General features: G+C 60.4%; 19 protein-coding genes. 10 read left to right on the top strand and 9 right to left on the bottom strand.

Features of this window, described 5'->3' with window-relative positions; all coding sequences use genetic code 11:
• Positions 1 to 5: 5 nt before the first annotated feature.
• Entirely contained in the window at positions 6 to 1,193 is a 1,188-nt protein-coding gene (locus QD461_RS04130) for a hypothetical protein (RefSeq protein WP_414086591.1), read from the top strand.
• Positions 1,194 to 1,325: 132 nt separating this feature from the next.
• Here the strand turns inward: QD461_RS04130 and QD461_RS04125 are convergent, their stop codons facing one another.
• Positions 1,326 to 1,982 carry a TetR/AcrR family transcriptional regulator gene (locus tag QD461_RS04125; protein WP_414086590.1) on the bottom strand — a complete coding sequence of 219 codons (657 nt, stop codon included), beginning with the start codon at positions 1,980 to 1,982 and terminating at the stop codon, positions 1,326 to 1,328.
• 66 nt (positions 1,983 to 2,048) lie between these two features.
• On the opposite strand from QD461_RS04125, the gene QD461_RS04120 reads away from it, so the two are divergent.
• On the top strand, positions 2,049 to 3,218 hold the full coding sequence (locus QD461_RS04120) for a serine hydrolase domain-containing protein (protein ID WP_414086589.1): 1,170 nt from the start codon (positions 2,049 to 2,051) through the stop codon (positions 3,216 to 3,218).
• Between the two features lie 179 nt (positions 3,219 to 3,397).
• Here QD461_RS04120 and aspS read toward each other — a convergent pair whose 3' ends face one another.
• Positions 3,398 to 5,188, bottom strand: a complete 1,791-nt coding sequence (gene aspS, locus QD461_RS04115; protein WP_184701618.1) for an aspartate--tRNA ligase — start codon at positions 5,186 to 5,188, stop codon at positions 3,398 to 3,400.
• 264 nt (positions 5,189 to 5,452) lie between these two features.
• Between aspS and QD461_RS04110 the strand changes: the two genes are divergently transcribed.
• From QD461_RS04110 to QD461_RS04095, 4 genes are all read left to right on the top strand, one after another.
• Positions 5,453 to 6,844: a multicopper oxidase family protein gene (locus QD461_RS04110; RefSeq protein WP_414086588.1), complete on the top strand. Its 1,392-nt coding sequence runs from the start codon at positions 5,453 to 5,455 to the stop codon at positions 6,842 to 6,844.
• A 172-nt stretch (positions 6,845 to 7,016) separates the two neighbouring features.
• On the top strand, positions 7,017 to 8,162 hold the full coding sequence (gene rnd / locus QD461_RS04105; RefSeq protein ID WP_414086587.1) for a ribonuclease D: 1,146 nt from the start codon (positions 7,017 to 7,019) through the stop codon (positions 8,160 to 8,162).
• Positions 8,163 to 8,354: 192 nt separating this feature from the next.
• Positions 8,355 to 9,407 (top strand): adenylate/guanylate cyclase domain-containing protein, encoded by a 1,053-nt coding sequence (locus tag QD461_RS04100; protein ID WP_414086586.1) that lies wholly within the window; start codon positions 8,355 to 8,357, stop codon positions 9,405 to 9,407.
• Between the two features lie 164 nt (positions 9,408 to 9,571).
• Positions 9,572 to 10,930 carry an esterase-like activity of phytase family protein gene (locus QD461_RS04095; RefSeq protein WP_414086585.1) on the top strand — a complete coding sequence of 453 codons (1,359 nt, stop codon included), beginning with the start codon at positions 9,572 to 9,574 and terminating at the stop codon, positions 10,928 to 10,930.
• A gap of 66 nt (positions 10,931 to 10,996) precedes the next feature.
• Here QD461_RS04095 and ppx read toward each other — a convergent pair whose 3' ends face one another.
• The 4 genes from ppx to QD461_RS04075 form a co-directional block, all read right to left on the bottom strand.
• The gene (gene ppx, locus QD461_RS04090; protein ID WP_414086584.1) at positions 10,997 to 12,517 is read right to left on the bottom strand and encodes an exopolyphosphatase; all 1,521 of its coding nucleotides are present in this window, start codon (positions 12,515 to 12,517) and stop codon (positions 10,997 to 10,999) included.
• Between the two features lie 11 nt (positions 12,518 to 12,528).
• Positions 12,529 to 14,727, bottom strand: coding sequence for an RNA degradosome polyphosphate kinase (locus QD461_RS04085; protein ID WP_414086583.1), 2,199 nt, complete (start codon positions 14,725 to 14,727; stop codon positions 12,529 to 12,531).
• Between the two features lie 76 nt (positions 14,728 to 14,803).
• Positions 14,804 to 15,517 (bottom strand): DnaA regulatory inactivator HdaA, encoded by a 714-nt coding sequence (hdaA, locus tag QD461_RS04080; RefSeq protein WP_414086582.1) that lies wholly within the window; start codon positions 15,515 to 15,517, stop codon positions 14,804 to 14,806.
• Between the two features lie 2 nt (positions 15,518 to 15,519).
• The gene (locus QD461_RS04075) at positions 15,520 to 16,650 is read right to left on the bottom strand and encodes an AI-2E family transporter (protein WP_414086581.1); all 1,131 of its coding nucleotides are present in this window, start codon (positions 16,648 to 16,650) and stop codon (positions 15,520 to 15,522) included.
• A 223-nt stretch (positions 16,651 to 16,873) separates the two neighbouring features.
• Between QD461_RS04075 and purM the strand changes: the two genes are divergently transcribed.
• Positions 16,874 to 17,947, top strand: coding sequence for a phosphoribosylformylglycinamidine cyclo-ligase (gene purM, locus QD461_RS04070; RefSeq protein WP_414086580.1), 1,074 nt, complete (start codon positions 16,874 to 16,876; stop codon positions 17,945 to 17,947).
• Positions 17,944 to 18,615 carry a phosphoribosylglycinamide formyltransferase gene (gene purN, locus QD461_RS04065; RefSeq protein WP_414086579.1) on the top strand — a complete coding sequence of 224 codons (672 nt, stop codon included), beginning with the start codon at positions 17,944 to 17,946 and terminating at the stop codon, positions 18,613 to 18,615. The genes purM and purN overlap by 4 nt, the downstream gene beginning before the upstream one ends.
• A 104-nt stretch (positions 18,616 to 18,719) precedes the next feature.
• Here the strand turns inward: purN and QD461_RS04060 are convergent, their stop codons facing one another.
• The 3 genes from QD461_RS04060 to QD461_RS04050 all read right to left on the bottom strand — a co-directional run bounded on the left by QD461_RS04060 (position 18,720) and on the right by QD461_RS04050 (position 22,749).
• Positions 18,720 to 19,889 carry an alpha-D-ribose 1-methylphosphonate 5-triphosphate diphosphatase gene (locus QD461_RS04060; protein WP_414086578.1) on the bottom strand — a complete coding sequence of 390 codons (1,170 nt, stop codon included), beginning with the start codon at positions 19,887 to 19,889 and terminating at the stop codon, positions 18,720 to 18,722.
• Between the two features lie 146 nt (positions 19,890 to 20,035).
• Complete coding sequence (locus QD461_RS04055) at positions 20,036 to 20,629, bottom strand: NUDIX domain-containing protein (RefSeq protein WP_414086577.1); 594 nt, start codon at positions 20,627 to 20,629, stop codon at positions 20,036 to 20,038.
• Entirely contained in the window at positions 20,626 to 22,749 is a 2,124-nt protein-coding gene (locus QD461_RS04050) for a molybdopterin-containing oxidoreductase family protein (RefSeq protein ID WP_414086576.1), read from the bottom strand. The genes QD461_RS04055 and QD461_RS04050 overlap by 4 nt, the downstream gene beginning before the upstream one ends.
• Positions 22,750 to 22,830: 81 nt before the next feature.
• Between QD461_RS04050 and QD461_RS04045 the strand changes: the two genes are divergently transcribed.
• Together QD461_RS04045 and QD461_RS04040 are read left to right on the top strand one after the other, a co-directional pair.
• On the top strand, positions 22,831 to 23,682 hold the full coding sequence (locus tag QD461_RS04045; RefSeq protein ID WP_414086574.1) for a 23S rRNA (adenine(2030)-N(6))-methyltransferase RlmJ: 852 nt from the start codon (positions 22,831 to 22,833) through the stop codon (positions 23,680 to 23,682).
• Positions 23,683 to 23,774: 92 nt separating this feature from the next.
• Positions 23,775 to 24,371, top strand: a complete 597-nt coding sequence (locus tag QD461_RS04040; RefSeq protein ID WP_414086573.1) for a glutathione S-transferase — start codon at positions 23,775 to 23,777, stop codon at positions 24,369 to 24,371.
• The last annotated feature ends 12 nt before the right edge of the window (positions 24,372 to 24,383 follow it).

Below are 24,383 nucleotides of genomic sequence, written 5' to 3'. Positions count from 1 at the left end.
CAACTATGACTTTCTATCGGACCACGCGGATGATGCTCTGCAGCGCCGCCATTCTGTCTTTCGCCAGCTCGGCCTTCGCGCTTGACGGCAATGATCTCCTGAAGAAGATCAATGATGTCTACGGTCAGCAGGGTGGCACAGTCGCCGCCCAGGGTATCGATATCGACGGAAACACCGTGACGCTGAAGGGTGCAAGCTTCAAGGCCGCCGGTATGGACGATAGCCTTCCGCTCGGCGACATCACCCTTGACGGCGTCGAAGAAAAAGACGGCGGCTACACGATCGAAGAGATCAACTTCGCCGACGTCGATTTCGACAAGGATGGCGCCTCCATTTCTGCCACCGATCTCAAGCTCAATGGCGTCGAAATTCCGGCTGACACAAGCAAGGGCGACCTGAGCTCACTCCTCTATTATAAGAGCGCCCATGCCGGCGCCGTGTCCGTTACCAAGGACGATGCCGAAGTGTTCTCGATCGAGGGCGCCGACGCCACCATGAACAAGCGCGACGACAAGTCGGGCATCGATTTCGATGCCAAGATCAATGGCATCAAGGGCGACCTGAGCAAGGTTGACGATGCCAAGGCCAAGGAAGCCATCGAAGCGCTGAAACTACAGCAGATCGACGGCACCATCGCCATGAAGGGCAGCTGGGAGATCGGCCCCGGCACCATCAACATCAGCGAATACTCCTTCGATTTCAAGGATATCGGCAAGCTGAACCTAGCCTTCAGCATTTCGGGCTACACGCCTGCATTCGCCAAGTCGCTGCAGGAAGCGCTGAAGACGGTTCGCTCGAACCCGAACCAGCAGGAAGCACAGCAGTCGGCTGGTCTCGCCATGCTCGGCCTGCTGCAGCAGCTCACCTTCAACAGCGCCAAGATCCGCTTCGACGATGCGTCGATCACCGGGCGCGCGCTTGATTTCGCCGGCAAGCAGCAGGGCGTCTCGGGCAAGCAGCTGGCCGACACGCTGAAGGCGATGACGCCGATCATGATGGCACAGCTCAACGTTCCAGAACTGCAGAACGCCGTTTCGACCGCCGTCAACGCCTATCTCGACAATCCGAAGAGCCTGACGGTCACGGCTGCTCCCGGCAAGCCGGTTCCGGTTCCGATGATCATCGGCGCCGCCATGGGCGCTCCGCAGTCGATCCCGCAGGTCATCGGCCTGAAGGTTTCGTCGAACGACTAAGACGCAGTTCCCAAGCCATTTCCAGAAACCCGGCGATCTCGGTTGCCGGGTTTTTCTTTGACTGGAGCCCTTTGTTCTTACGCAATTTCGGACAGAAAACCGCTTCGCACTTTTCCTGGAATTGCTCTGAACTCACGTCGCGGGGTGCAGTTGATATTTCCTGAGTTCGTTCAGCGCATGGGACATCAGGGAAAGCAGCTCCTCCGTCGTCGCGCCATCTCGCGCCTGAACGGACATACCCTGCACGATCGCGCCCAGAAACCGGGCCAGGGAACGGGCATTGGTATCCGGCCGCATGTCTCCTTCGGCGATGCCCCGTTCAATGCGGGTGGTGAAGATATCCAGCGACTGAAGCCGCATCGATGCGACGTGATGGGCGATCGGCTCGTTTTCCTCTGCGCAGTTCAGTACCGCCGTCGAGATCATGCAGCCCTTCGGGTGCTCCGGAGCAGTGAAAATCTTGGCCGAATTCGTCAGAAAGCGTTCAAAGGTGGTGACCGTATCCACTTTGTCCTGAAACGGGTTGCCGGGCTCCGGCCGGGGCATGCGCCGATACTGATCCAGCGTCTCTCGGTAAAGCTCCGCTTTCGAGGTGAAGGCGGCATAGAGGCTCTGTGGCGTGATGCCCATCGCCGCCGTCAGATCGGCGATGGAGGAACCGTCATAGCCATGCTGCCAGAATGTGTCCCGCGCCGCAGCCAAAACAGTCTCGCGATCGAAGGCTGGTGGGCGTCCGCGCTTGCGCGGTGAAGATTTTTTGGTCTCTTCCTTATTTTTCACAATAGTCACTCTAGAAATACTCTCCGAACTGGGTTATTCAGGAATGGTCATTGTGATTATAGAAGGTTTTGCCCGATGAGTCTCCCCCTGGAAAATTCCACGCGTCCGACCCAAAGCAGCCTCGCCGAAGGTGTCGACGCCGCAATCGATTCCGCTCTCGCTGATAAGAGGTTAGTTGGGACCGTGGTCCTGGTCGCCCAGGACGGAGAGCTGGTCTACGCCCGCGCCGCCGGTCTGGCAGATCGGGAAAACAAAGTCGCGATGCGCGAGGATGCCATCTTCCGACTGGCCTCCGTCACCAAGCCGATCGTCACCATCGCCGCCATGCGCCTCGTCGAACAGAACCGTATCGGGCTCGACGATCCGATCACCAAATGGCTGCCGGATTTCCGGCCGCGACTGGCCGATGGAACCGAGGCCGCCATCCGTATTCGCCATCTCCTGTCGCACACGTCCGGGCTGGGTTATACCTTCGCTGAAGAGCAGGATGGTCCATATCATCGGGCCGGCGTCTCCGATGGTCTGGACACGCCAGGCCGTTCCGTGGCTGACAACCTTCAGCGCCTCGCAAGCGCGCCTCTCATCTTTGCACCCGGCGAGGACTGGCGTTACTCGCTGGCGATGGATGTGCTCGGCGGCATCATCGAGAAGGAAACCGGCCGTGCGCTCGGTGAGGCGGTCGCAGAGCTCGTCATGCAGCCGCTCGGCCTTTCGGATACGGCATTCTCAGTCCGGGATCGCAGCCGCCTCACGGCCAACTACGTAAATGGTGATCCCCAGCCGCAACGAATGGAAGACGGCACGCTTGTTCCGATACTCGACGGCGTGATCCGCTTTGCGCCCGACAGAATATTCGACCCCGCCTCCTATCACTCCGGCGGCGCGGGCATGGCGGGAACGGCAAGCGACGTGCTGGCCATTCTCGACACCATCCGCAAGGGCGGTGCCCCGCTGCTCTCACCCGATACGGTCAAAACGATGATGACCGATCAGGCAGGCGGTCATATGCAGGCACTGCAGGCCGGTTTCGGCTTTGGCTATGGCTGGTCCCTCGTCACCGACCCTGTTGCGGGCCAGGTCCCCTTCTCCGCCGGCACGATCAAATGGGGAGGCGTCTACGGCCACAGCTGGTTCGTAGACGCTGAGAAGGGCCTGACGGTGGTTGCCCTGACCAACACCGCACTGGAAGGCATGTGGGGGCAATTTACGATGGATCTGGCGAAAGCGGTTTATGCCGGGATCTAGAGCGCTTCCGCTTTTCTTCGAATCGCGGAAACGCTCTATCTTCTTGTTTTCTTGCGCATTCCGGACGAAAAACCGCTGCGCACTTTTCCTGAAGATGCCCAGACTGACACCATAATGCCAAACAAAAACCCGGCGACTTCGGTCGCCGGGTTTCCGCATTTCTGGAAGCCTAAAGAACCTCAGTCCTTCTTGACCGGAGGTATCGGGCGAATGGCCAGTTCGCGCAGCTGCGTCGGCGTTGCGGCCGAGGGAGCGCCCATCAGCAGATCCTGTGCCTGCTGGTTCATCGGGAACAGCGAGATCTCGCGCAGGTTCTTGGCGCCGACCAGCAGCATGACGATACGGTCGATGCCGAAGGCAGCGCCGCCGTGCGGAGGTGCACCATACTGGAAGGCGCGGTAGAGGCCACCGAAGCGCTCTTCAACGTCGGTCTGGCTGAGGCCGACCTTTTCGAAGGCGGCGACCATCGTCTCCGGCGACTGGTTACGGATCGAGCCCGAGGCAATTTCGAAGCCGTTGCAGACCGCGTCGTACTGGAACGCCTTGATCGTGAGGGGATCCTGGTTCTGCAGTGCCTCAAGGCCACCCTGCGGCATCGAGAACGGGTTGTGGGCGAAATCGACCTTCTTTTCTTCCTCGCTCCATTCGAAGAATGGGAAGTCGACGATCCAGCACAGCTCGAAGCGGTCGCGATCGACCAGGTTCAGCTCTTCGCCGGCCCGGGTGCGGGCTTCACCGGCAAACTTGTAGAACTTGGAGGGATCGCCGGCGACGAAGAAGCAGGCGTCGCCGTCATCGAGGCCGAGCTGGGTGCGGATCGCATCCGTACGCTCTTCGCCGATGTTCTTGGCAAGTGGGCCTGCACCCTCGAGCTTTTCGCCTTCCTTGCGCCAGAAGATGTAGCCGAGACCCGGCTGACCCTGGCTCTGCGCCCAGGCGTTCATGCGATCGCAGAATGCACGCGAACCGCCGGTCTTGGCCGGGATTGCCCAGACTTCAACCTTCGGGTTGGAGGCGATCATGTTGGCAAAAACCTTGAAGCCGGAGCCGGCAAAATGCTCGGTGACAGCTTCCATGACGATCGGGTTACGCAGGTCCGGCTTGTCGGAGCCATACTTGCGGATGGCGACATCATAGGGGATGCGCGGCCACTCCTTGGTGACCGGCTTGCCTTCGGCAAACTCTTCGAACACCTGGGTCATCAGCGGGCCCATCGTGTTCCAGACGTCTTCCTGAGTTACGAAGCTCATTTCGAGGTCGAGCTGGTAGAATTCGCCCGGCAGACGGTCGGCACGCGGGTCCTCATCGCGGAAGCACGGTGCGATCTGGAAGTAGCGGTCGAAACCGGCGACCATCAGCAGCTGCTTGTACTGCTGCGGCGCCTGCGGCAGCGCGTAGAAAGTTCCGGGGTGGATACGGCTCGGCACGAGGAAGTCGCGCGCGCCTTCCGGCGAAGACGCCGTCAGGATCGGGGTCGTGTATTCGGTGAAGCCGACTTCGCCCATATGGCGGCGCATGGAGGAGATGACCTGCGTGCGCTTGACGATGTTCCGGTGCAGCGTTTCGCGGCGCAGATCGAGGAAGCGATACTTGAGGCGCACGTCTTCCGGATAGTCCGGCTCGCCGAAGACGGGCAGCGGCAATTCCTTGGCGGCGGAGAGCACTTCGATCTCCTGAGCGTAAAGCTCGATCTCGCCGGTCGGCATGTTCTTGTTGACGGTATCGTCCGTACGGGCCTTCACCAAGCCGTCAATGCGGATGACCCATTCGCCGCGAACGGTTTCGGCAAGCTTGAAGGCCGGAGAATCGGGATCAGCGACGACCTGGGTGATGCCGTAGTGATCGCGCAGGTCGATGAACAGCACGCCGCCATGATCTCGGACGCGATGAACCCAGCCGGAGATGCGGACGGTCGAACCGACGTCGGACTTGCGCAGGGCGGCGCATGTGTGGCTGCGATAGCGATGCATAGTATATATCCTGGACTTGGCGGGCCGCGGCGAAAGGACATGCAAGCCCCTCGCCTGCCGACGAGAAAATCGGGCGGAAAAGCGCATGGCGCGCCCGATTTGTCAAGGCTCGAACGCCGGAAGTCGACTTAAAGCTGTTGCATTCACCACCTCTGCCAGCATCCGCAAGTAGCCGCTGCGGCAGTTTGGCTACTGCAATGCTATTGCTGAACGGCAAGGTCAACTTTAAACAGACACCACATATCTTCGCCCCAGGAGCCCGACATGCCGATCCTCACACGCCGCAACCTTCTGAAAGCCTCCGCGGTCGCCGGCGCCTATGGGGTAGGCCTCGGCATTGCCGGGAAGTTTGCCGGCAGCGCTGCAGCAGCCGAGCCGCGCGTGATGAAGACCGCCAAGATCGAGGCAAATCTTGCGGATGGCGGCGCAACCAGGGATGTCCTGACCTATGGTGAAGCTGGCATGCCGCCGGTGGTGCGCATGAAAAAAGGGGAAGCTTTCGCCGCGCAGCTGATCAACGGCATCGACGATCCCACGACCATCCATTGGCACGGCATCCGCCTTCCGAACAACATGGACGGCGTTCCCTTCCTCACCCAGCCCTATGTCTATACCGGCGATCACTTCGACTACGCCTTTACACCGCCCGATGCCGGCACTTTCTGGTATCATCCCCATTGCAACACGCTGGAGCAGATGGGTCACGGCATGACCGGCGTCATTGTGGTCGAAGACCCCAAGGACCCGGTGTTCGATTCGGAAGTCGTGCTCAATCTGCGTGACTGGCGACTGGGCAATGACGGGCAATTCATCGCCCAGTTCCGCCCGCGCGATGCAGCAAAATCCGGCACCTACGGCACGATCCGCACCGCCAATTGGCAGCAGGAGCCGCAATATGACGCGCCTTCCGGCGGGCTTGTGCGGCTACGCATGGCCATTACCGACGTCACGCGCATCTTCTCATTCCGTGTGGACGGCGCCGAAGCGACCGTGATCGCGATCGACGGCAACCCCGTACCGCAACGTTTTCCGCTCGATGTCCTGCAGCTTGGCCCCGGACAGCGGCTGGAACTCGCCGTGCGCATGCCCGATGCCGAAGGCGCGGTCGTCAAGTTGGAGGATATCAAGGGCACCAATCCGAAAGTGCTGGCGACGTTGCGGGCGGTCGGCTCCACGCTGAAGCGCGACGTTCGGGATCTGGCCCCGCTTGAGGCCAATCCAGTCCAAAAGGCCGACCTCGGCTCTGCCACCCATATTCCGCTGATCCTCAGCGCAACAGCCGAGAACACGCCAGTAAACAGCATTTGCGGCTCGCTCGGCTACAGCTTCTGGGCCATCAATAAGGTGCCATGGCCGGGCGATACACCCGATCCGACCGCGCCGCTTGCCGAACTCAAACTCGGCAAGAGCTATGTCATCGACATAGAAAACGTCACGCCACACAGCCATCCCATCCACCTTCACGGCATGAGCTTCACGGTCCTCTCCTCCTCGACACGGGAGGTGCAACCGTTCGTGTCCGATACTTATCTGATCCAGCCCGACGAAAAAGTGCAGCTTGCCTTCGTTGCCGACAATCCGGGTGACTGGCTGCTGCATTGCCATATCATCGAGCACCAGAAGACGGGCATGACCAGCTACGTCCGCGTGGCGTAACGAAGGGCCGCAGGCAGCTCTTGAAGCCCATTACCCCTTCGAAGAGGCATCAACCCTCTAGTAATTTCAGCCAAAAGCGGCAAGCCGCAACGCTTTGTCCGCGAAAGTATTGACATATCCGGCTGAAAGGAGAAGGAAGTTAAAGAACTATTTTATCGATGAATGTGTTGAGATGATCGAAACTACCGCCCAATTGGAGGCGGCCTGCCAAGAGCTGGCCAAGTCGGATTTTATTACCATCGATACCGAATTCCTGCGGGAGACCACCTTCTGGCCGGAACTGTGTTTGATACAGATGGCGAGCCCGACCACCGAGGTATTAGTCGACCCGCTGGCCAAGGGGCTCGACCTCGCGCCCTTTTTCGAGCTCATGGCCAATCCGGCCGTGCTGAAGGTTTTCCACGCCGCGCGCCAGGATATCGAAATCATTTTCCATCGCGGCAATCTCATTCCGCATCCGATCTTCGACACGCAGGTCGCGGCGATGGTGTGCGGTTTTGGCGATTCGGTCTCCTACGACCAGCTCGTCAGCCGCATCAAGAACGTCCACATCGACAAGTCCTCGCGCTTTACCGACTGGAGCCGTCGGCCCCTCTCGGAAAAGCAGCTGGACTATGCGCTCGCTGACGTAACCCATCTGCGCGATGTCTACCTTTCGCTTGCTGAGCAGCTGAAGCGTGAGGGACGAGCCTCCTGGCTGCAGGAGGAAATGGCGATCCTCGAAGCGCGCGACACTTATGACCTGCATCCTGACGATGCCTGGCAGCGGCTCAAGATGCGGCTGCGCAAGCCCCCGGAGCTGGCAGTCCTGAAATATGTGGCCGCCTGGCGCGAACGCGAGGCGCGCTCCCGCAACGTTCCGCGCGCCCGCGTGCTGAAGGACGATGCGATCTATGAGATCGCCCAGCAGCAACCGAAGGATACCGAGGCACTGGCGCGGCTGCGCACCATCCCGAAGGGCTGGGAGCGTTCGGCTGCCGGTGCGGCTGTTCTCGAAGCCATCAATGCGGCGCTCGCTCTGCCGAAGTCCGAGATGCCGCATCCGCCGCGCCATCAGCAGGCGCCCGAGGGCACTGCAGCGGCGTCAGAACTGCTGAAAGTGCTGCTGAAGCTGATCGCCGAAAAGCATGGCGTCGCACCAAAGGTCATCGCCAACAGCGACGATCTCGACAAGATTGCCGCCGAAGGCGAGAAGGCCGATGTCGCAGCCCTCACCGGCTGGCGGCGCGATCTCTTTGGCGAAACTGCCCTGCAGCTGATCCAGGGCCATGTGGCATTGCGCTTCGTCGGAAAGCGGATCGAAACCGTCGCCCTATAATAGCGACATTCTCCTTCCACAGCGTCTCGTGATTGCGTATGATTCGCACATCGGGACGCTGGCCGCCATCACGATCGCGCCGCAAATCTCGTGGAATGAACGTCTTACGCAGTCGTTATGTTCGATGACGTTTCGGTTTCCCGGCGCAATCCCGCGTCGATGACAGGCGTCGCTTCTCGGCGGAATAGGTGAATGGGCATTCTCCATTCGATGCGTACCTGGCTTTTGTCATCGCTGCTTGTCGCCTCGACCGGCGTGATCTACGGCGTGATGTTCTTCCCGCAGGCGCCGATGTATATCGGCGCAATCTTCGCGCTGTTCTGCGGCATGCCGCTGCTGGTCTTCGAGCGCCGAATGATCCTGCCGAGGCTGAACGTCTGGGTACACCGGCTGCCGACGCCTGCCTTCATCCTTTCGTCGCTGATCGTCGATTTTCTTCTGATGAGCGTCGGCTATGCGATGGCCGGCAGCCTGCTGAAGCTGCTCGGCCTGGTCGATGGCTCATGGGAAGACCTCACCCTGCTGAAGTTCGACGTCTATTTATACGCGGTCCTGGTGACTGCCGTGATCATCTTCGTCGGCCGCGTGCGAGAACTCCTCGGTCGCGATGTCTTCCTCAGCCTCTTGACCGGGCGGTATCGCAACCCGACGCAAGAAGAGCGCGTTTTCCTGTTCATCGATCTCGTCGGCTCCACCGCCTTTGCGGAGGAACATGGGGATCTGAAGACGCAGGCGTTTCTGGGTGCAGTGTTTGCCGCGATGGCCGAGCCGGTGCGCCGGCACAAGGGCGCTATCGACGACTATATCGGCGATGCCGCGCTGATCACCTGGCCACTTCGCCGCGGCCTGAAGAACGCCAACTGCGTCCGCTGCGTCTTCAATATTCTCAATGATATCGAGGCGAATGCCGAAACCTGGCTGAAGTCCTATGGCAGAGTGCCGCGTCTGCGCGCCGCGCTGCACGGCGGCAGCATCGTCACGGCAGAAATCGGCGTCGATCATCACAAGATCGCCTATTTCGGCGACACGGTGAACACTGCCGCCAGGCTTGAAACGCTCTGCAAGACACTGGAGCGTCAGGTGCTGATTTCGAGCGATCTGGCCGCAAGGCTCGACCTTCCCGAAGCAATCATCAAGGAAGAGCTGGGTGAGCACGCCGTGCGCGGTCGCGATCAGCATCTCGGTGTCATCGCGCTGCATACGCAAGACCGGCAAGCGCTGAAGGCCGCCAACGGTAGATCGTAAGTCATAGAAATCTCTGGCTGTATCATCTGGCCGATGCGCGCCTGAGCTTCACACCCTATGGGTTGTCCACAGTCACAAAAACTTTACCTAGGCGTTAATTCGCCGACACAGCTCACCTGCTAAGCGGAGGATGTTTTCGCCAATCCCACCAACCAGGTGACATAATGACCAAAATTCTTTCCGCCTCCACGGCACTCTTTATTCTGCTCACTGCATCGGCTCAGGCAGATGAGCAGCAGTTCAAGGCAAAGCTCGTTGGACAGGCTATCCTGCCGGCCAATACAGTCGCCGCCGCCCCTGCCGACGCAGCGGAATTCCTGAAAACCTCCGGTAAATTCACTACGCCGGACCGCAAGCGTACCGAAGCGCTCAGCTCCATCGCGGGCAAGGATGGCGCTCGCGTCACCGACATCAAGCTGCCTTTCGCCGGCCAGCCGATCCAGGGTTTCTCCGGGATCAAGACCATGCCCGACGGCACCTTCTGGACGCTCTCCGACAACGGCTTCGGCACCAAGCAGAACTCCAGCGACGCCATGCTCTTCCTGCACCAGCTCAAGTTCGATTGGGACAGCGGCAAGGTCGAAGTGGTCAAGAACCTGTTCCTGTCCGACCCGAACAAGAAGGCTCCCTTCCCGATCGTTATGGAAGGCGCGGACAAGCGCTATCTGACCGGCGCTGATTTCGACATCGAATCGATCCAGCCTGTTGCCGACGGATTCTGGATCGGTGAAGAATTCGGCCCCTATTTGCTGAAGTTCGACACCAATGGCCAGCTGACGGACGTCTTCGCAACGACGGTCGACGGCAAGTCGGTCATGTCTCCCGATAACCCGCTGCTGCAGCTGCCGGGCAACCCGACACAGAAGATGCCCGCCTTCAATCTGAAGCGCTCGGGCGGCTTCGAGGGCCTTGCCATGTCGAAGGATGGCTCCAAGCTCTACGGTATGCTCGAAGGCCCGATCTACAAGGAAGACGGCCAGGTTGAAAACGTCGAAGGCAAGACGGCCATTCGCGTCATCGAGTTCGACGTCGCCTCCAAGAGTTGGACCGGCCGCAGCTGGCTGTATCCTTTCGCCGACAAGGGCCACGCCATCGGCGATTTCAACATGCTTGACGAAAAGACGGCTCTCGTTATCGAGCGCGATAATGGTGCCGGCACCAAGGACAAGGCCTGCGCCGATCCCAAGCAGCCGAAGCCCGATTGCTTCGAAGCTCCGGCCGAGCTCAAGCGCGTCTACAAGATCGAATTCAGCGACGCCAATGTCGGTAAGTCCGTTCGCAAGATCGGCTATATCGACCTGATGCGGATCGAGGATCCGGACCACAAGCGTCGCCAAGGCGGTGGCGAAGGCTTCTACGACATGCCGTTCATCACCATCGAGAATGTCGACCGCGTCGACGCCACCCATATTATCATCGGCAACGACAACAACCTGCCCTTCTCCGCAGGCCGCGCCGTCAACAAGGCCGACGATAACGAATTCAGCCTGCTCGAAGTTGGCGACTTCCTGAACGCGAAGTAAGCCGCGACGAAACCGCCTCTCCCTGCTGCGCGGGGAGAGGCTTTGAACCTGCGAAAGCAGGCAGATTTATTCGAAGCAGAAGGCCAGCCGGCGGTTCGTGAGCTTGCCGAGCTGCTGCAGTCGCCCGTCCAGCCTCTCACCGGCAAAATCGTGATATTCAGCCGGAACGACGAATTCGAGATCCAGATCCGGGTTAGCCGAGCGACGGAATGACAGGTTTCGCACTATGCCCGGCATAGACGCCGAAAACAGATAGACGACGCGCAGCAGACCGCCGAGAAGCTTGGCGCGCTCGATGTATAGCGGCGTGGCGATCGTCGCCAGCGGCTCGGTCGCACCATCATCATGCAGGCCTTCGAAGCGATAATAGTTGGCGAGCGCCACAAATGCGCGGCCGGCATGGGTGATGCCGACGAAGGAGGTATGGGCGATGATGTTCAGCGCCTGCAGGCCGCGATAGTCGGGGTGGGCACGCCAGCTGATGTCAGCGAGCAGACATGCTGCCTGGCGATAGCGGCTCTCCTCCTCCGTCTCGGTGATCCCGAAGAACGGCGTCATGCGACCGGTCCAATCCGCAAGCTCGCGGGCATGCTCCGGCGAACGAGCACGCAGGATGGCGAGCTCTCCAGCTGCGACCAGCAGCGGATCGCTATGGCGCTCCGCCTCCGTCAGCAACGAATAGAGATAGCCTTCGCGCACGCCCTGTGCGGAAAAGGAAATGATTGATGGCTTCATGGCTGTCAGCACTTCGCGCATGGCGACGGCACCGAACGGCAGCAGCAAACGGCGATGCTTGGAAACGGCTTGGAAGGCCGGATCCTTTGAATCTTTCGATTCGACGATCTGATCCAGGAAGCGCAGCATCTCATCGAGCTGCACTTCATAGCCCTGCATCATGTGCAGCGGATATTTGCGGATTTCCATGTGCAGCTTGGCGATATTTCGCCATGTGCCGCCAACGGCGTAGAAGGTACGGCCCTCGCCCTTGCTCAGAAGCTTGGCCGTCTTGACGTGCTTGCGCGCGAAACTGCGCGCCTTCTCGATCGAGCCGCCGGCATATTCGGACAGGCGCAGGCCGCCGAGCGGCAGCGTGATGCCCTTTCCGAACTCGCGATCCTTGATGTCGATCAATTCCAGCGAGCCGCCGCCGAGATCGCCGGCGATACCATCCGGATGGAAGAAGCCGCTGATGATGCCGAGCGCGGAAAAGCGCGCCTCTTCCTCGCCCGAGAGTACCCGCACCTTACGTTGCAGGATCGTTTCGGCCTGATGGATAAATTCTGGGCCGTTGCTGGCCTCGCGAGCCGCTGCGGTCGCGAGCACATAGATGGTCGAGGCACGAGCCTGATCGGAGAGCGCCTTGAAGCGATGCAAGGCGGCGAGCGCCCGCGCCACGCTTTCCTCATCCATCTTTCCGGTCAGCGCTATGCCCTTGCCGAGGCCGCAAAGCACCTTCTCGTTGAAAAGAATGGTCGGAGACCGCGAATGGCCTTCATAGACGACGAGGCGGACCGAATTCGATCCGATATCGACAACGGAGACAGGGGCAATACCGGGAAGGCGCCCCTGGGCTTCTGATTCAACCATGCAGGTCCAGTTTATTTGTTGCGGCCCGACAACAGCCCAGCGATCAGTTTCGGCGCACTGGATTTCAAGGCTTCACCACGGCCGGAAAGGCTGGGATTCGTCATGAAATACTGCTGCGCATTGAATGGCTCTTTTCCCTGGCGCACTTCCATGCGCCTCGAAGTACCGTCCGGCAATATCTCGTAGCTCTGTTGATTGTCAATGATATTGCCCAGCATGATCTGTGAAAGCACCTGCTCGTGCACCGTCTTGTTGGTGAGCGGCACCAGGGTTTCGACGCGACGATCGAGGTTTCTCGGCATCATGTCGGCCGAGCCGATATAGACCAGCGCCTTCTCCGACGGCAGGCCCTGACCGTTGCCGAAACAGAAGATACGGCTATGCTCGAGGAAGCGACCTATGATCGACTTGACGCGGATCTTTTCCGAAAGACCCGGCACTTGCGGACGCAGGCAGCAGATGCCGCGCACGACGAGGTCGATCTCGACGCCCGCATTGCTGGCACGATAGAGCGCGTCGATGATCTCGGGATCGACGAGCGAATTCATCTTCATCCAAATCGCCGCCGGCTGGCCGTTCTTGGCGTGGTCGATCTCGCCCTCGATATGCTGGAGGATGCGGGTGCGGAGCGTGTAAGGCGAAACCGCGATCTTCATATCCTGCTCCGGCTCGCCATAGCCGGTGATGAAGTTGAAGATATTTGCCATGTCATGGGCGATCTTCGGATCGCAGGTAAAGTAGGAAAGGTCGGTATAGATCTTGGCGGTGACCGGATGGTAGTTACCGGTGCCGAGGTGGCAATAGGTCCGCAGCTTGCCGTCTTCGCGGCGCACGACCATGGACATCTTCGAATGCGTCTTGAGCTCGATGAAGCCGAAGACGACCTGAACGCCGGCGCGCTCCAGATCGCGCGCCCAGCGGATGTTTGCCTCTTCATCGAAGCGGGCCTTCAATTCCACCAGTGCCGTAACCGATTTACCGAGATCGGCGGCATCGATCAGCGCGCGAACGATGGGGCTGTCGTTCGACGTGCGGTAAAGCGTCTGCTTTATCGCCAGAACATCAGGATCCCTAGCAGCCTGGAGAAGGAACTGGACCACCACGTCGAAGGACTCGTAGGGGTGGTGGACCACCATGTCCTTTTCGCGGATGGCGGCGAAGCAATCGCCCGCATGTTCGCGGACACGCTCAGGAAATCGCGCATTGTAGGGCTCGAAGCGCAGATCGTCGCGCGGCGCCTTGCAGATTTCAGACAGCGTATTGAGCGCCAGCAAGCCGGGCAGAACCGCAATGCGGTTTTCCGGCACGTTCAGCGATTCCACCACGAACTGGCGAAGCTCGAGCGGCATTTCGGAATCGGTCTCGATGCGGATCACCGAGCCGCGGCGGCGGCGCTTCAATGCGGTCTCGAAGAAACGCACCAGGTCTTCGGCCTCTTCCTCGACTTCAATATCGCTGTCGCGGATGATGCGGAACGTACCAGAGCCCTGCACTTCATAGCCGGGATAGAGCCGGTGGATGAAGATGTTCACCACATCTTCGAGCGTAATGTAGCGGATGACATTGCTCGCATCCGGCAGGCGGACGAAGCGGTCGAGCGCCGGCGGGAGGCGCAGCAGCGCCGTCATCGGCTCACGGCCGTTCATGCTCTTCAGCTGCAGCGCGATCGAGAAGCCGAGGTTCGGAATGAAGGGGAACGGATGCGCCGGGTCGATGGAGAGCGGCGTCAGAACCGGGAAGATCGCCTGTTCGAACTCGGTATGAAGCCACTGCCGATCCGTGTCGGAAAGAGCGGCCGGACGGACGATCAGAATATCTTCCTTGGCGAGATATTGCTGCAGGACGGCAAGCGAAGCCTGCTGCTCCATCTGCAGGTTATCGATCTCGCGCAGGATATCGTCGAGCTGCTCGGCCGGCGTCTTGCCGTCCGGCGTGCGCACCAAAATCTTCTGGCGGACTTGGCCTTCGAGGCCGGCAACACGCACCATGAAGAATTCGTCGAGGTTGGCAGCAGAGATCGAGAGGAAGCGCACACGCTCCAGCAGGGGATGCGCCGTGTTCAGCGTTTCCTCAAGGACGCGGCGATTGAACTGCAGCCAGGAAAATTCGCGGTTGATGAAGCGTTCGGGGCTGGTCAGCAACGGATTGATCGCGGCCTCCTCCGAAGCTCCCTGGCTGGAGTCCTGATGTTCCGTGAGTGCCGAGTCCATGTTCCACCTACCCTCTATCTAATCCTGTGCCACGTATATCAGTTTGACGACGGAACTGTGACAGTTCGGTATCAACTCAATCTGGCCGAGAAGCACTCCCTAGCTCGTCCAGCACTTCTGCAGCCAATACGCGTGTGATCCTTGTCCCCCGCCCCAGCGCCAGCCTGTCCAGACGGTCGACAATCAGCTGCGCTGCATTCATGGAGCGCTCCATCCGGTTGACGATATAAAGGACAAGTTTGTCATCGATATAAAGCTGGCGGTCGGCGAAGAGCTTTACGATGATCTGCGACAGCAATTCTTCGTCCGGCTCGCCGATCTCGACCACGGTCGCCGCTTTCAGACGCGAGCGTAGGTCGGGCAGCGTCACCGGCCAGGACATCGGCCAAAGCCGGCTCGTCATCAAAAGGCTGGTGCCGTTTTCCCGGACGCTGTTGATGACGTGGAAAAGTTCAGTATCGTCAAACCCCAGCCGATCCACATCCTCGAAGACGACCGGGCCGTTCGCAGCCACGACAGCGGCATCGGACCCCGCCACGGGATGAACTGCAGTCGCATCGCATCGCTCGCTCCAGATGCTGGCAAGATGCGATTTTCCCGAGCCGACCGGACCGGCCAGTATGACGACAGGCGACGGCCAGTTCGGCCAGGAATCGACGATCCTCACCGCGGCAGTCAAAGGGTCGGCAACCAGCAGGTCGTCGCGGCCGCTAGCCGGATCGTGTGTAAAGGCCAAGGGCAGCTGTTCGGCGGCCCTGCGCCTCAAATCAGCATTCTTTGCGTCGGTCATGTCTAGTTATTCTCGGGTTTGCCGGCCTTGGCTCTGCGCGCCCTGCCCGCCTCCGAGCGTCCGTGGTAAAGTTCGCTCTGAAGGTACCGCGAAAGGGCAAAGCGGACAAGGACACCACAGGCCGCGGCAGACGGAACTGCGATAAGCAGCCCAACGAAACCGAAGAGCGCGCCGAAGGCGAAAAGGGCGAACATCAGCCAGACCGGATGCAGGCCGACGCTTTCGCCGACGAGCTTCGGCTGTAGCACGTTACCCTCTAGGAACTGGCCGGTGAAGAAGACGACCAGCGTCAGGCCGACCCAGAGGTAGTCGGGCCAGAACTGAACGAGCGCGACGCCGACGGCCAGAACGAGGCCGACCATCGAACCGACATAGGGAATGAAGCTGATCATGCCGGCGAACAAGCCGATCAGAAGACCGAAGTTCAAACCGACGAGCGAGAGGCCGACGCCGTAATACACGCCAAGAATGATGCAGAGCGAGCCCTGCCCCCGGATGAAGCCGGCAATGGCCTGGTCGATCTCGCGGGCGATCTGGCGGACGGTCGCGACGTGATCGCGCGGGATCCAGTCATCCACCTTCGCAATCATCCTGTCCCAGTCGAGTAACATATAGAAGGCGACGACCGGCGTGACTACCAGCAGCGAGATCACATTGACCAGCGCCTTGCCGGAGCTCCAGAGCTGCGCAAACAACCCTCCGACGAAGCTCAACCCTTCGGACATGATGCTGGAGAAATTATCCTTGATCGCGCCGAGTTGATTGCGGATCCAGTCGGGCAGCACCATCGTCTGCGCCTTGGCGATCAGCTGCTGTATCTGCTGCACATAAGACGGAATATGCTGGATGAAATCGTTGAACTGGTTGATGATGATCGGAATGAATATCGTCAGCGCCAGCGCGAAGATCAGCAGGAAGGAGAAGAGGATCACCACCGTCGCCATGAGGCGGCTGAGACCGAACCGCTCCAGCCGGTCTGCAACGGGATCGAGAAAATAGGCGACGGCCATGCCGGCGATGAACGGCAGCAGAATCGTGCTGAAGACATACAGAAAGCTGACGAAAGCGACGAATACGATCACCCAGAACGTAACTTGGCGCTTGAGGCTGGCCCCGCTGACCTTTTGCTCCATCGACTTCCCCGTTGTTTCCGGCCCACCTGCCGTTGTGCTTAGGACATAGGATGATGCCGCAATTATGGTCAAGTCTGGGAGCTGAAATCAGCCCCAAGCGCTGTGAAGCGGGGAAAATCGCAGTGTTTACGGCGCTTGCGCCTTGCATAACGGCCCCTATCATGCAATGGCGACCCGATGAAAGCCCTGTCATAATGGACAGGCGGCCATCGGAGGCGGAAGCATGAGCCAGTCTGGAAAAAACGGTCTGACCTATAGCGACGCGGGCGTCGATATCGATGCCGGCAACCTGCTCGTCGAAAAGATCAAGCCTGCCGTCCGTTCGACGCGCCGGCCGGGTGCGGACGGCGAAATCGGCGGCTTCGGCGGCCTCTTCGACCTCAAGGCCGCAGGCTTTACCGATCCCGTTCTGGTCGCTGCCAATGACGGCGTCGGCACCAAGCTCAAGATCGCGATCGACGCCAACTATCACGACACGGTCGGCATCGACCTAGTCGCCATGTGCGTCAACGATCTGGTCGTCCAGGGCGCAGAGCCGCTGTTCTTCCTCGATTACTTCGCCACCGGCAAGCTTGATCCCGACCAGGGTGCAGCGATCGTCGGGGGCATTGCTGCCGGCTGCCGCGATGCGGGTTGTGCACTGATCGGCGGCGAGACGGCGGAAATGCCGGGCATGTATTCGCATGGTGATTACGATCTGGCGGGCTTTGCCGTCGGTGCCGCCGAGCGCGGCCAGCTGCTACCGTCAGACGATATTGCCGAAGGCGACATTATTCTCGGCCTCGCCTCGTCAGGCGTTCATTCCAACGGCTTCTCGCTGGTGCGCAAGATCGTCGAGCTTTCCGGCCTCGGCTGGGATGCGCCGGCTCCCTTCGCCGAAGGCAAGGCGCTGGGCGAAGCGCTGCTCACACCGACACGCATCTATGTGAAGCCGCTGCTCAAGGCCATCCGCGAAACCCATGCACTGAAGGCGCTCGCCCACATCACCGGCGGCGGCTTCCCGGAGAACATTCCGCGCGTGCTGCCGAAGCATCTGGCCGCTGAAATCGATCTGACGGCCGTCAAGGTGCCGCCGGTCTTCTCATGGCTTGCCAAGGTCGGCGGTGTCGAAGCCAAGGAAATGTTGCGCACCTTTAATTGCGGCATCGGCATGATCGTCGTCGTCGCTCCGGAAAACGTCACGACCGTGAAGGCCGCGCTTGAGGCCGAAGGCGAAGCGGTCGTTACGCTCGGCCGTATGATCGCTCGCGAAGAAGGCGCGCTCGGCACCGTCTACAAGGGCACGCTGGCTCTATGACCACGCCGCGCAAACGCGTCGTCGTCTTCATCTCGGGCGGCGGCTCCAACATGCTGGCGCTTTTGAAGGCAACGGCGGCGGCCGACTACCCGGCCGAGATCGTCGGCGTCATCTCCGACAAGGCGGATGCCGGCGGACTTGCGAAAGCAGCCGCGGAAGGCATTGCCACCTTCGCGTTCGTGCGCAAGGAGTTTGCCAGCAAGGAAGCCCATGAAGAGGCGATCCTTGCACAGCTGGAAGCCCTCTCCCCCGACATAATCTGCCTCGCCGGCTATATGCGGCTGCTCTCCGGCCGCTTCATCCAGGCCTACGAAGGGCGGATCATCAATATTCATCCGTCGTTGCTGCCGCTTTTCCCCGGCCTGCACACGCATCAGCGCGCCATCGATGCCGGGATGCGCGTCGCCGGTTGCACTGTGCACTTCGTCACCGAGGGCATGGATGAAGGCCCGGTCGTCGGCCAGGCCGTGGTGCCGGTGCTGAACAATGACACCGCCGACAGCCTCGCCGCCCGGGTCCTCACGGTCGAGCACCAGATCTATCCGCAGTCGTTGCGGCTGGTGGCGGAAGGCAAAGTCAGGATGGAAGACGGCAAGGCCGTGAGCCTCGCCGAGACATCTGCCGCCCAGGGGCGGCAGATCGTGTCACTGCTTGGTGATGCAAGCTAAAGCACTTCCGTTTTTCTTGAATCGCGAAGCGCTCTATCTTCTTGTTTTCTTACGCATTCCGGACGGAAAACCGCTGTGCATCTTTCCTGGAAATGCTCTTGCTTTCAAGCCGCCATCGCCATCAGCGGATGCAGCGTGCCGTCGCTATAGACGATGCGGCCGCCGCGGAAGGTCGCACGGATGCGATGAACCGAACCGGGCTCGACGGCGACCAGATCGGCGAGCTGACCGACAGCAATTTCACCGCGATCCATCAGACCGGCCGAGCGGGCGGCATTCGAGCTTGCCATGGCGACTGCCGCCGGCAAACCACCGCTGGCAACATCTGCAATCTTGAAAATCGCCGGCACGAAGGCGGCCGGGTGATAGTCGGCTGCGATAATGCCAAGCAGGCCGGCGCGGGCCGCATCCAGTGCGCTGAGATTGCCGGACATCGACTGGCCGCGAAGCGCGTTCGGCGCACCCATGAGCGTCCAGAGACCACGGCGGCACGCTTCTTCGGCAGCCGGGCCAGTGACGGGAAACTCGCTGATCGTCACACCGAGATCGTGCATTGCCGCCACCTTCTCGGCACTGTCGTCGTCATGCGACGCCAGCGAAAGCTTGTGCTTTAGCGCGAGTTCGACCACGTCGTGCAGCTTGCGTTCGATCTTCGGATCCTGGCGCTGCGCGATGCGCTGTGCCACGACTTCCTCGGCCGCCTCACGAGACATGGAGCGACGCTCGGACATGCTGCGGATGTAGCTTTCGATGTCGTTATACTGGCCCTGCCCCGGCGTATGGTCGGTCAGGGAGACCATGTCGACGGAGCCCTCCTCCAGCAGCCGCTCCAGGGTCGGAGCTGCGCCGAGATTGGTGATTTCGTAGCGGGCATGGACGCGATGATCGATCAGGAGTTCATCGCGCAGACTGCCGATGCCGCGGATAACAGCGGAGGTTGTTTCGAGCGAACGGACATGACCGTAGACGCTTTCGGTCGCAAAGGAGAGTGCCGCGAAGGCGGTGGTGACACCAGCGGCGGCCAGCTTCTTATCGAGCTCGTGGATACCGAAATCGATCGGCATCATGGCGTTCGGCCGCGGCGCGATCTCGCGCTCGATCATGTCGCAATGCAGGTCCACGAAACCAGGCATCAACAGGCGACCGCCACCGTCAAAGGTCGGCCGCTCCACCGACTCGGAGCGGATTTCGGCAATCACGCCGTCCTCGACGCGTACCGCGCCATTTTCGACGACTTCATTGGAAAGAATGAGCGTGAAATTGCTGAGCCACATCGGCTTTCTCCTGAAACAGCGTCCATGATCGAAGGAGGCACGGAAACATTCGAATGTTTCCGGCCAGCACGCCCCGGTAAGCTCGATTCGTGACATTGTGATGAATGAGGAGCTGAGTTTTACCAAAGCTCCCGATCACTCAGCCTCTATCGCAAAGTCGCGACGTTCAACGTTGCCCATTGCAGCAGCATGATCGTCTTGGCGTCATAGATATCGCCGCTCTCGATCATTGCCATCGCGTCAGACAGGCGCACCTCCAGAACCTCGATATCCTCGTGCTCCTCGGCAAGCCCACCGCCATCGGCGATACGGTCGGATGTATCGATCACGGCGGCGAAGAAGTGGAGAATCTCGGTGATCGCGCCTGGAGACGTCAGCGCCTTGAAGAGGAAGCGGACGTCGCGCACGCGAAAGCCGGTCTCTTCCATGGCTTCGCGGCGGATGGCTGCTTCCGGATCGTCGCCGTCAAGCAGGCCGGCGGGCACTTCCAGCATCCAGGCAGGTTCGCCGGTAAGCTGGGCCGGCAGACGGAACTGCCGAACGAGCACCACCGTTTCCCGCTTGGGATCATAAAGCAGGATGCAGGCGGCCGGTGTGCGGTGATAGACCTCGCGCTTCAGGCGATGCGTTTCTCCGAGCGAATCCGTGTAGTTGAGATCGAAGCTGCTCAGCCGCGTCCATTGATCCGCCAGTGTTTTTTCGCCGGCGATTTCGGCTTTCGCCTTTTCGAATTTAGTCATGCCATATCCTTACGGAGCCATACCTTGTTGTCATGGACAGCCGCGCCACCATAGGGCGCGACCGGGTCGGCGCCGGTGAGCACGTTGATGCCCTCGCCATCGACATGGGCCTTATTCGGCCACAAGCCTTCGGCGATCAGGACGCCCGGCTTCACTTCCGTCGTCACGCGGGCATGGATGCGAATATCGCCTCTTCCATTGCCGACGCGAACCAGTTCGCCATGGGCAATATCAAGCGCTTCGGCATCGGCCGGATTGATCATTACTTCGGGACGACCTTCCTTCTGCCGCGAGGTCTTGGTTTCCGAAAAGCTCGAATTCAGGAAGTTGCGCGATGGCGAAGTCGCAAGCCGGAACGGATGCTCGGGATCAGCCACCTCGATGACATCGACCTGATCCGGAAACTCCGGCAGCTCGACGTGCGGCCCAAGTAGGCCGACAGAGGCAGGTGGGCGATTCGGCGCCGGCTGGTTGGCCCAATCCGGACGAAAGCGGAACTTGCCGTCAGGATGACCGAAACCATTGATGAAATGCGCGTCGTCAAAGGCGGGTTGCCGATCGAACCATTTGTGCTCGAGGAAATAATCGTAATCCGGCAGGCCGCTCCTTGACAGAACACGGTCGATCATCTCGCGCGCGGAGAAGCCGAAACCGGGGCGATCGGCAACACCGAGGCGCTTAGCCAGCTCTTCGATCACGAAGAGATTGCTGCGCACCGTCGGCGGCGGCTCGACAAGCTTCGGGCCAAGAAGGATGTGGTTCTGGCCACCGGCGCGGTAGATGTCGTCATGCTCGACGAACATGGTGGCGGGGATGACGATATCCGCCATCTCGGCTGTATCGGTCATGAACTGCTCGTGCACGGCAACGAAGAGATCGGAACGGGCGAAGCCGCGCTTCACCAGCCGCTGTTCCGGCGCGATGTTCACCGGATTGGTGTTCTGGATCAGCATGGCGGTGACAGGACCGCGATGGCGCAACGCCACGGCATCGCCGGTCAAGGCGCGGCCGATCTGCGACTGGTCGATCATGCGGATATCCATGTCCTTCATGGCGCGGCCGGTTAGTTCGCTCGCGTCCATACGGAAGATATCGCTGTTCGAATGAAAGGCGCCGCCGCCTTCATATTGCCAGGAGCCGAGAACAGTGGCGATCGACGCTGCCGCATGCATGGCGATCGCGCCGTTGCGCTGGCGGGTGAAGCCGTAGCCGAGGCGGAAGTAGGTCTTCTTCGTCGTTCCCACGAGCGTGGCGAAGGCTTCGATTTCGTCGACCGAAAGGCCGGTGATGTCAGCGGCCCATGCCGGGGTCTTCGACTTCAGATGCTCTTCGAGGCCCGAGGGATCGTCGGCATATTTGGCCATATAGGCGCGGTCGGCATAGCCATCGCGGAAGGCAATATGCATGACGGCGCAGGCAAGCGCCGCATCCGTGCCCGGCTTGACGATCAGCGCCATATCGGCCTGCTTCATCGTCGGGTTGTCGTAGATGTCGACAACAACGATCTTGGCGCCGCGCTCCTTGCGGGACTTCACCGCATGGGTCATGACGTTGACCTGGGTTACCACAGCATTCGTACCCCAGATGACGACGCAATCGGTACGGCCCATCTCGCGCGGATCGGGACCGCGCAGAACGCCCGTCGCCATGGTGAAGCCGGTCCAGGCCGGATTGGTGCAGATCGACGAGAAGAAGCCGGAATAGCGCTTGGCGTGGCGCAGCCGCTCGATGGAATCGCGCTGCACCCAGCCCATCGTGCCGGCGTAGAAATAAGGCCAGATCGCCTCGCTGCCATCCTTGGCTTCCGCCCTCACAAAGGCTTCGGCGATTTCGTTAAGCGCGTCGTCCCAGGAAAGTTCCTGCCAGCGCCCCTCGCCTTTGGCGCCGGCGCGGCGCAACGGCTTCATCAGCCGATCGGGGTGATAGAGGCGCTCGGCGTAGCGCGCGACCTTGGCGCAGATGACGCCTGATGTGTAAGAGTGGTCGTTGGCACCGCGCACCCGGCCGATCCTGCCGTCTTCAGTCAGATCGACCTCCAGCGCGCAGGTGGAGGGACAGTCGTGCGGACAGGCCGTGTGGCCGATGCGCGATTTGGCTTGGATGGGGGTCGCAATGTTCATGAGGTTTGTATATTTCAAGCAGGGACCGGCCACTAGAGACAATCCGGCCCATCTCAACAATTCATGCGGACTTCAACGACGATGAACTATCGGCACATCTACCACGCGGGCAATTTTGCCGATGTCTTGAAACACGCTGTTCTCGCGCGCCTCGTCCGCTACATGCAGAATAAGGACAAGGCCTTTCGCGTTCTCGACACGCATGCTGGCATCGGGCTTTACGATCTCTCATCGGAAGAGGCGCAGAAGACGGGCGAATGGCGCGACGGCATCGGCAGGGTGCTGGAGGCGGAACTCGTGCCGCAGGTCGCCGAACTGCTGGAGCCCTATCTCACCGCCATCCGCGAGCTGAACCAAGAAGGCGGCGTCCGGCTCTATCCCGGCTCGCCGAAACTCGCCCGCATGCTGTTTCGCCCTCAGGACCGGCTTTCGGCCATGGAACTGCACCCGGACGATTTTCAGCGGCTTCACCGGCTGTTCGAAGGCGATCATCACGCCCGCATCACCGAGCTGGACGGCTGGCTGGCGCTTGGCGCGCATCTGCCGCCGAAGGAAAAGCGCGGCATCGTGCTCGTCGACCCGCCTTTCGAAGAGGAAGGCGAATATGAGCGGCTGGTCGACGGCCTGGCGAAAGCCTGGCGCCGTTTTCCTGGCGGCACCTATTGCCTCTGGTATCCGATCAAGAAAGATGCGCCAATCAAGCAGTTTCATGAGGCGCTGCAGGCACTGGAAATTCCGAAGATGCTCTGTGCCGAGTTGACCATCAAAAGTGATCGCGGTTTCACCGGGCTTACCGGCTCAGGCCTCATTATCGTCAATCCGCCTTTCACGTTGAAAGATGAGCTACATGCGCTGCTGCCGGCGTTGAAGGATATGCTGGCGCAGGACCGCTTCGCCTCGCAGCGCGCCTTCTGGCTGCGCGGCGAACATTGAATTCGCTCTAGAATCAAATAGGCGGAGCGGGACGTCGTCCGAAAACCGCTTACACTTTTTTCACCACGCTCCAGCACGTCCACAGGTGATCCATGAGACTTCTCTGCGCGCCCGCCTCCCCTTTCTCCAGCAAGGTGCGCATGGCGGCGCGCCATTTCGGCATCAAGCTTGAAGAAATCCATGTCGATACGAATGCCGGGCCATCGCTCCTCATCGACAACAATCCGCTCGGCAAGATCCCGACGCTGCTGACCGACGAAGGCGACGCCATTTTCGACAGCCGCGCGATCATGCATTACTTCCACCGGCGCAAGGGCAAGTTCTATCCGACCAAGAAAAGCAAACGCACGGAAGTCGAGGTTCTGGAAGCGCTATGCGACGGTACCAACGAGTGCCTTTTGTCGATCGTCTACGAACGGCGCGTCCGCGAGCCTGAAAAGCAGCACCAGCCCTGGATCGACCGGCAGTGGACGAAGGTAAGCCGCGCCCTCACTCATCTCGACGCGGAACCGCCGAAGATCGGCAAGAAACTGCATGCTGGGCATTTCGCATTCGCCGCCCTCATCGGCTACTTGCACCTGCGCTTCGAGGGCCAGTGGGAAGCGGACTTTACCGGGCTGATGGAGTGGGAGCGTGAGTTCGAGAAGCATTTCCCGGATTATCAAGCGATGAAGCCACGCGCTCAGTAAAATCTCATCGAG

Source organism: Rhizobium sp. BR 314 (assembly GCF_047445805.1).
Classification (GTDB): domain Bacteria; phylum Pseudomonadota; class Alphaproteobacteria; order Rhizobiales; family Rhizobiaceae; genus Rhizobium; species Rhizobium lusitanum_B.
This window is presented reverse-complemented; position numbering and strand designations above follow the sequence as displayed.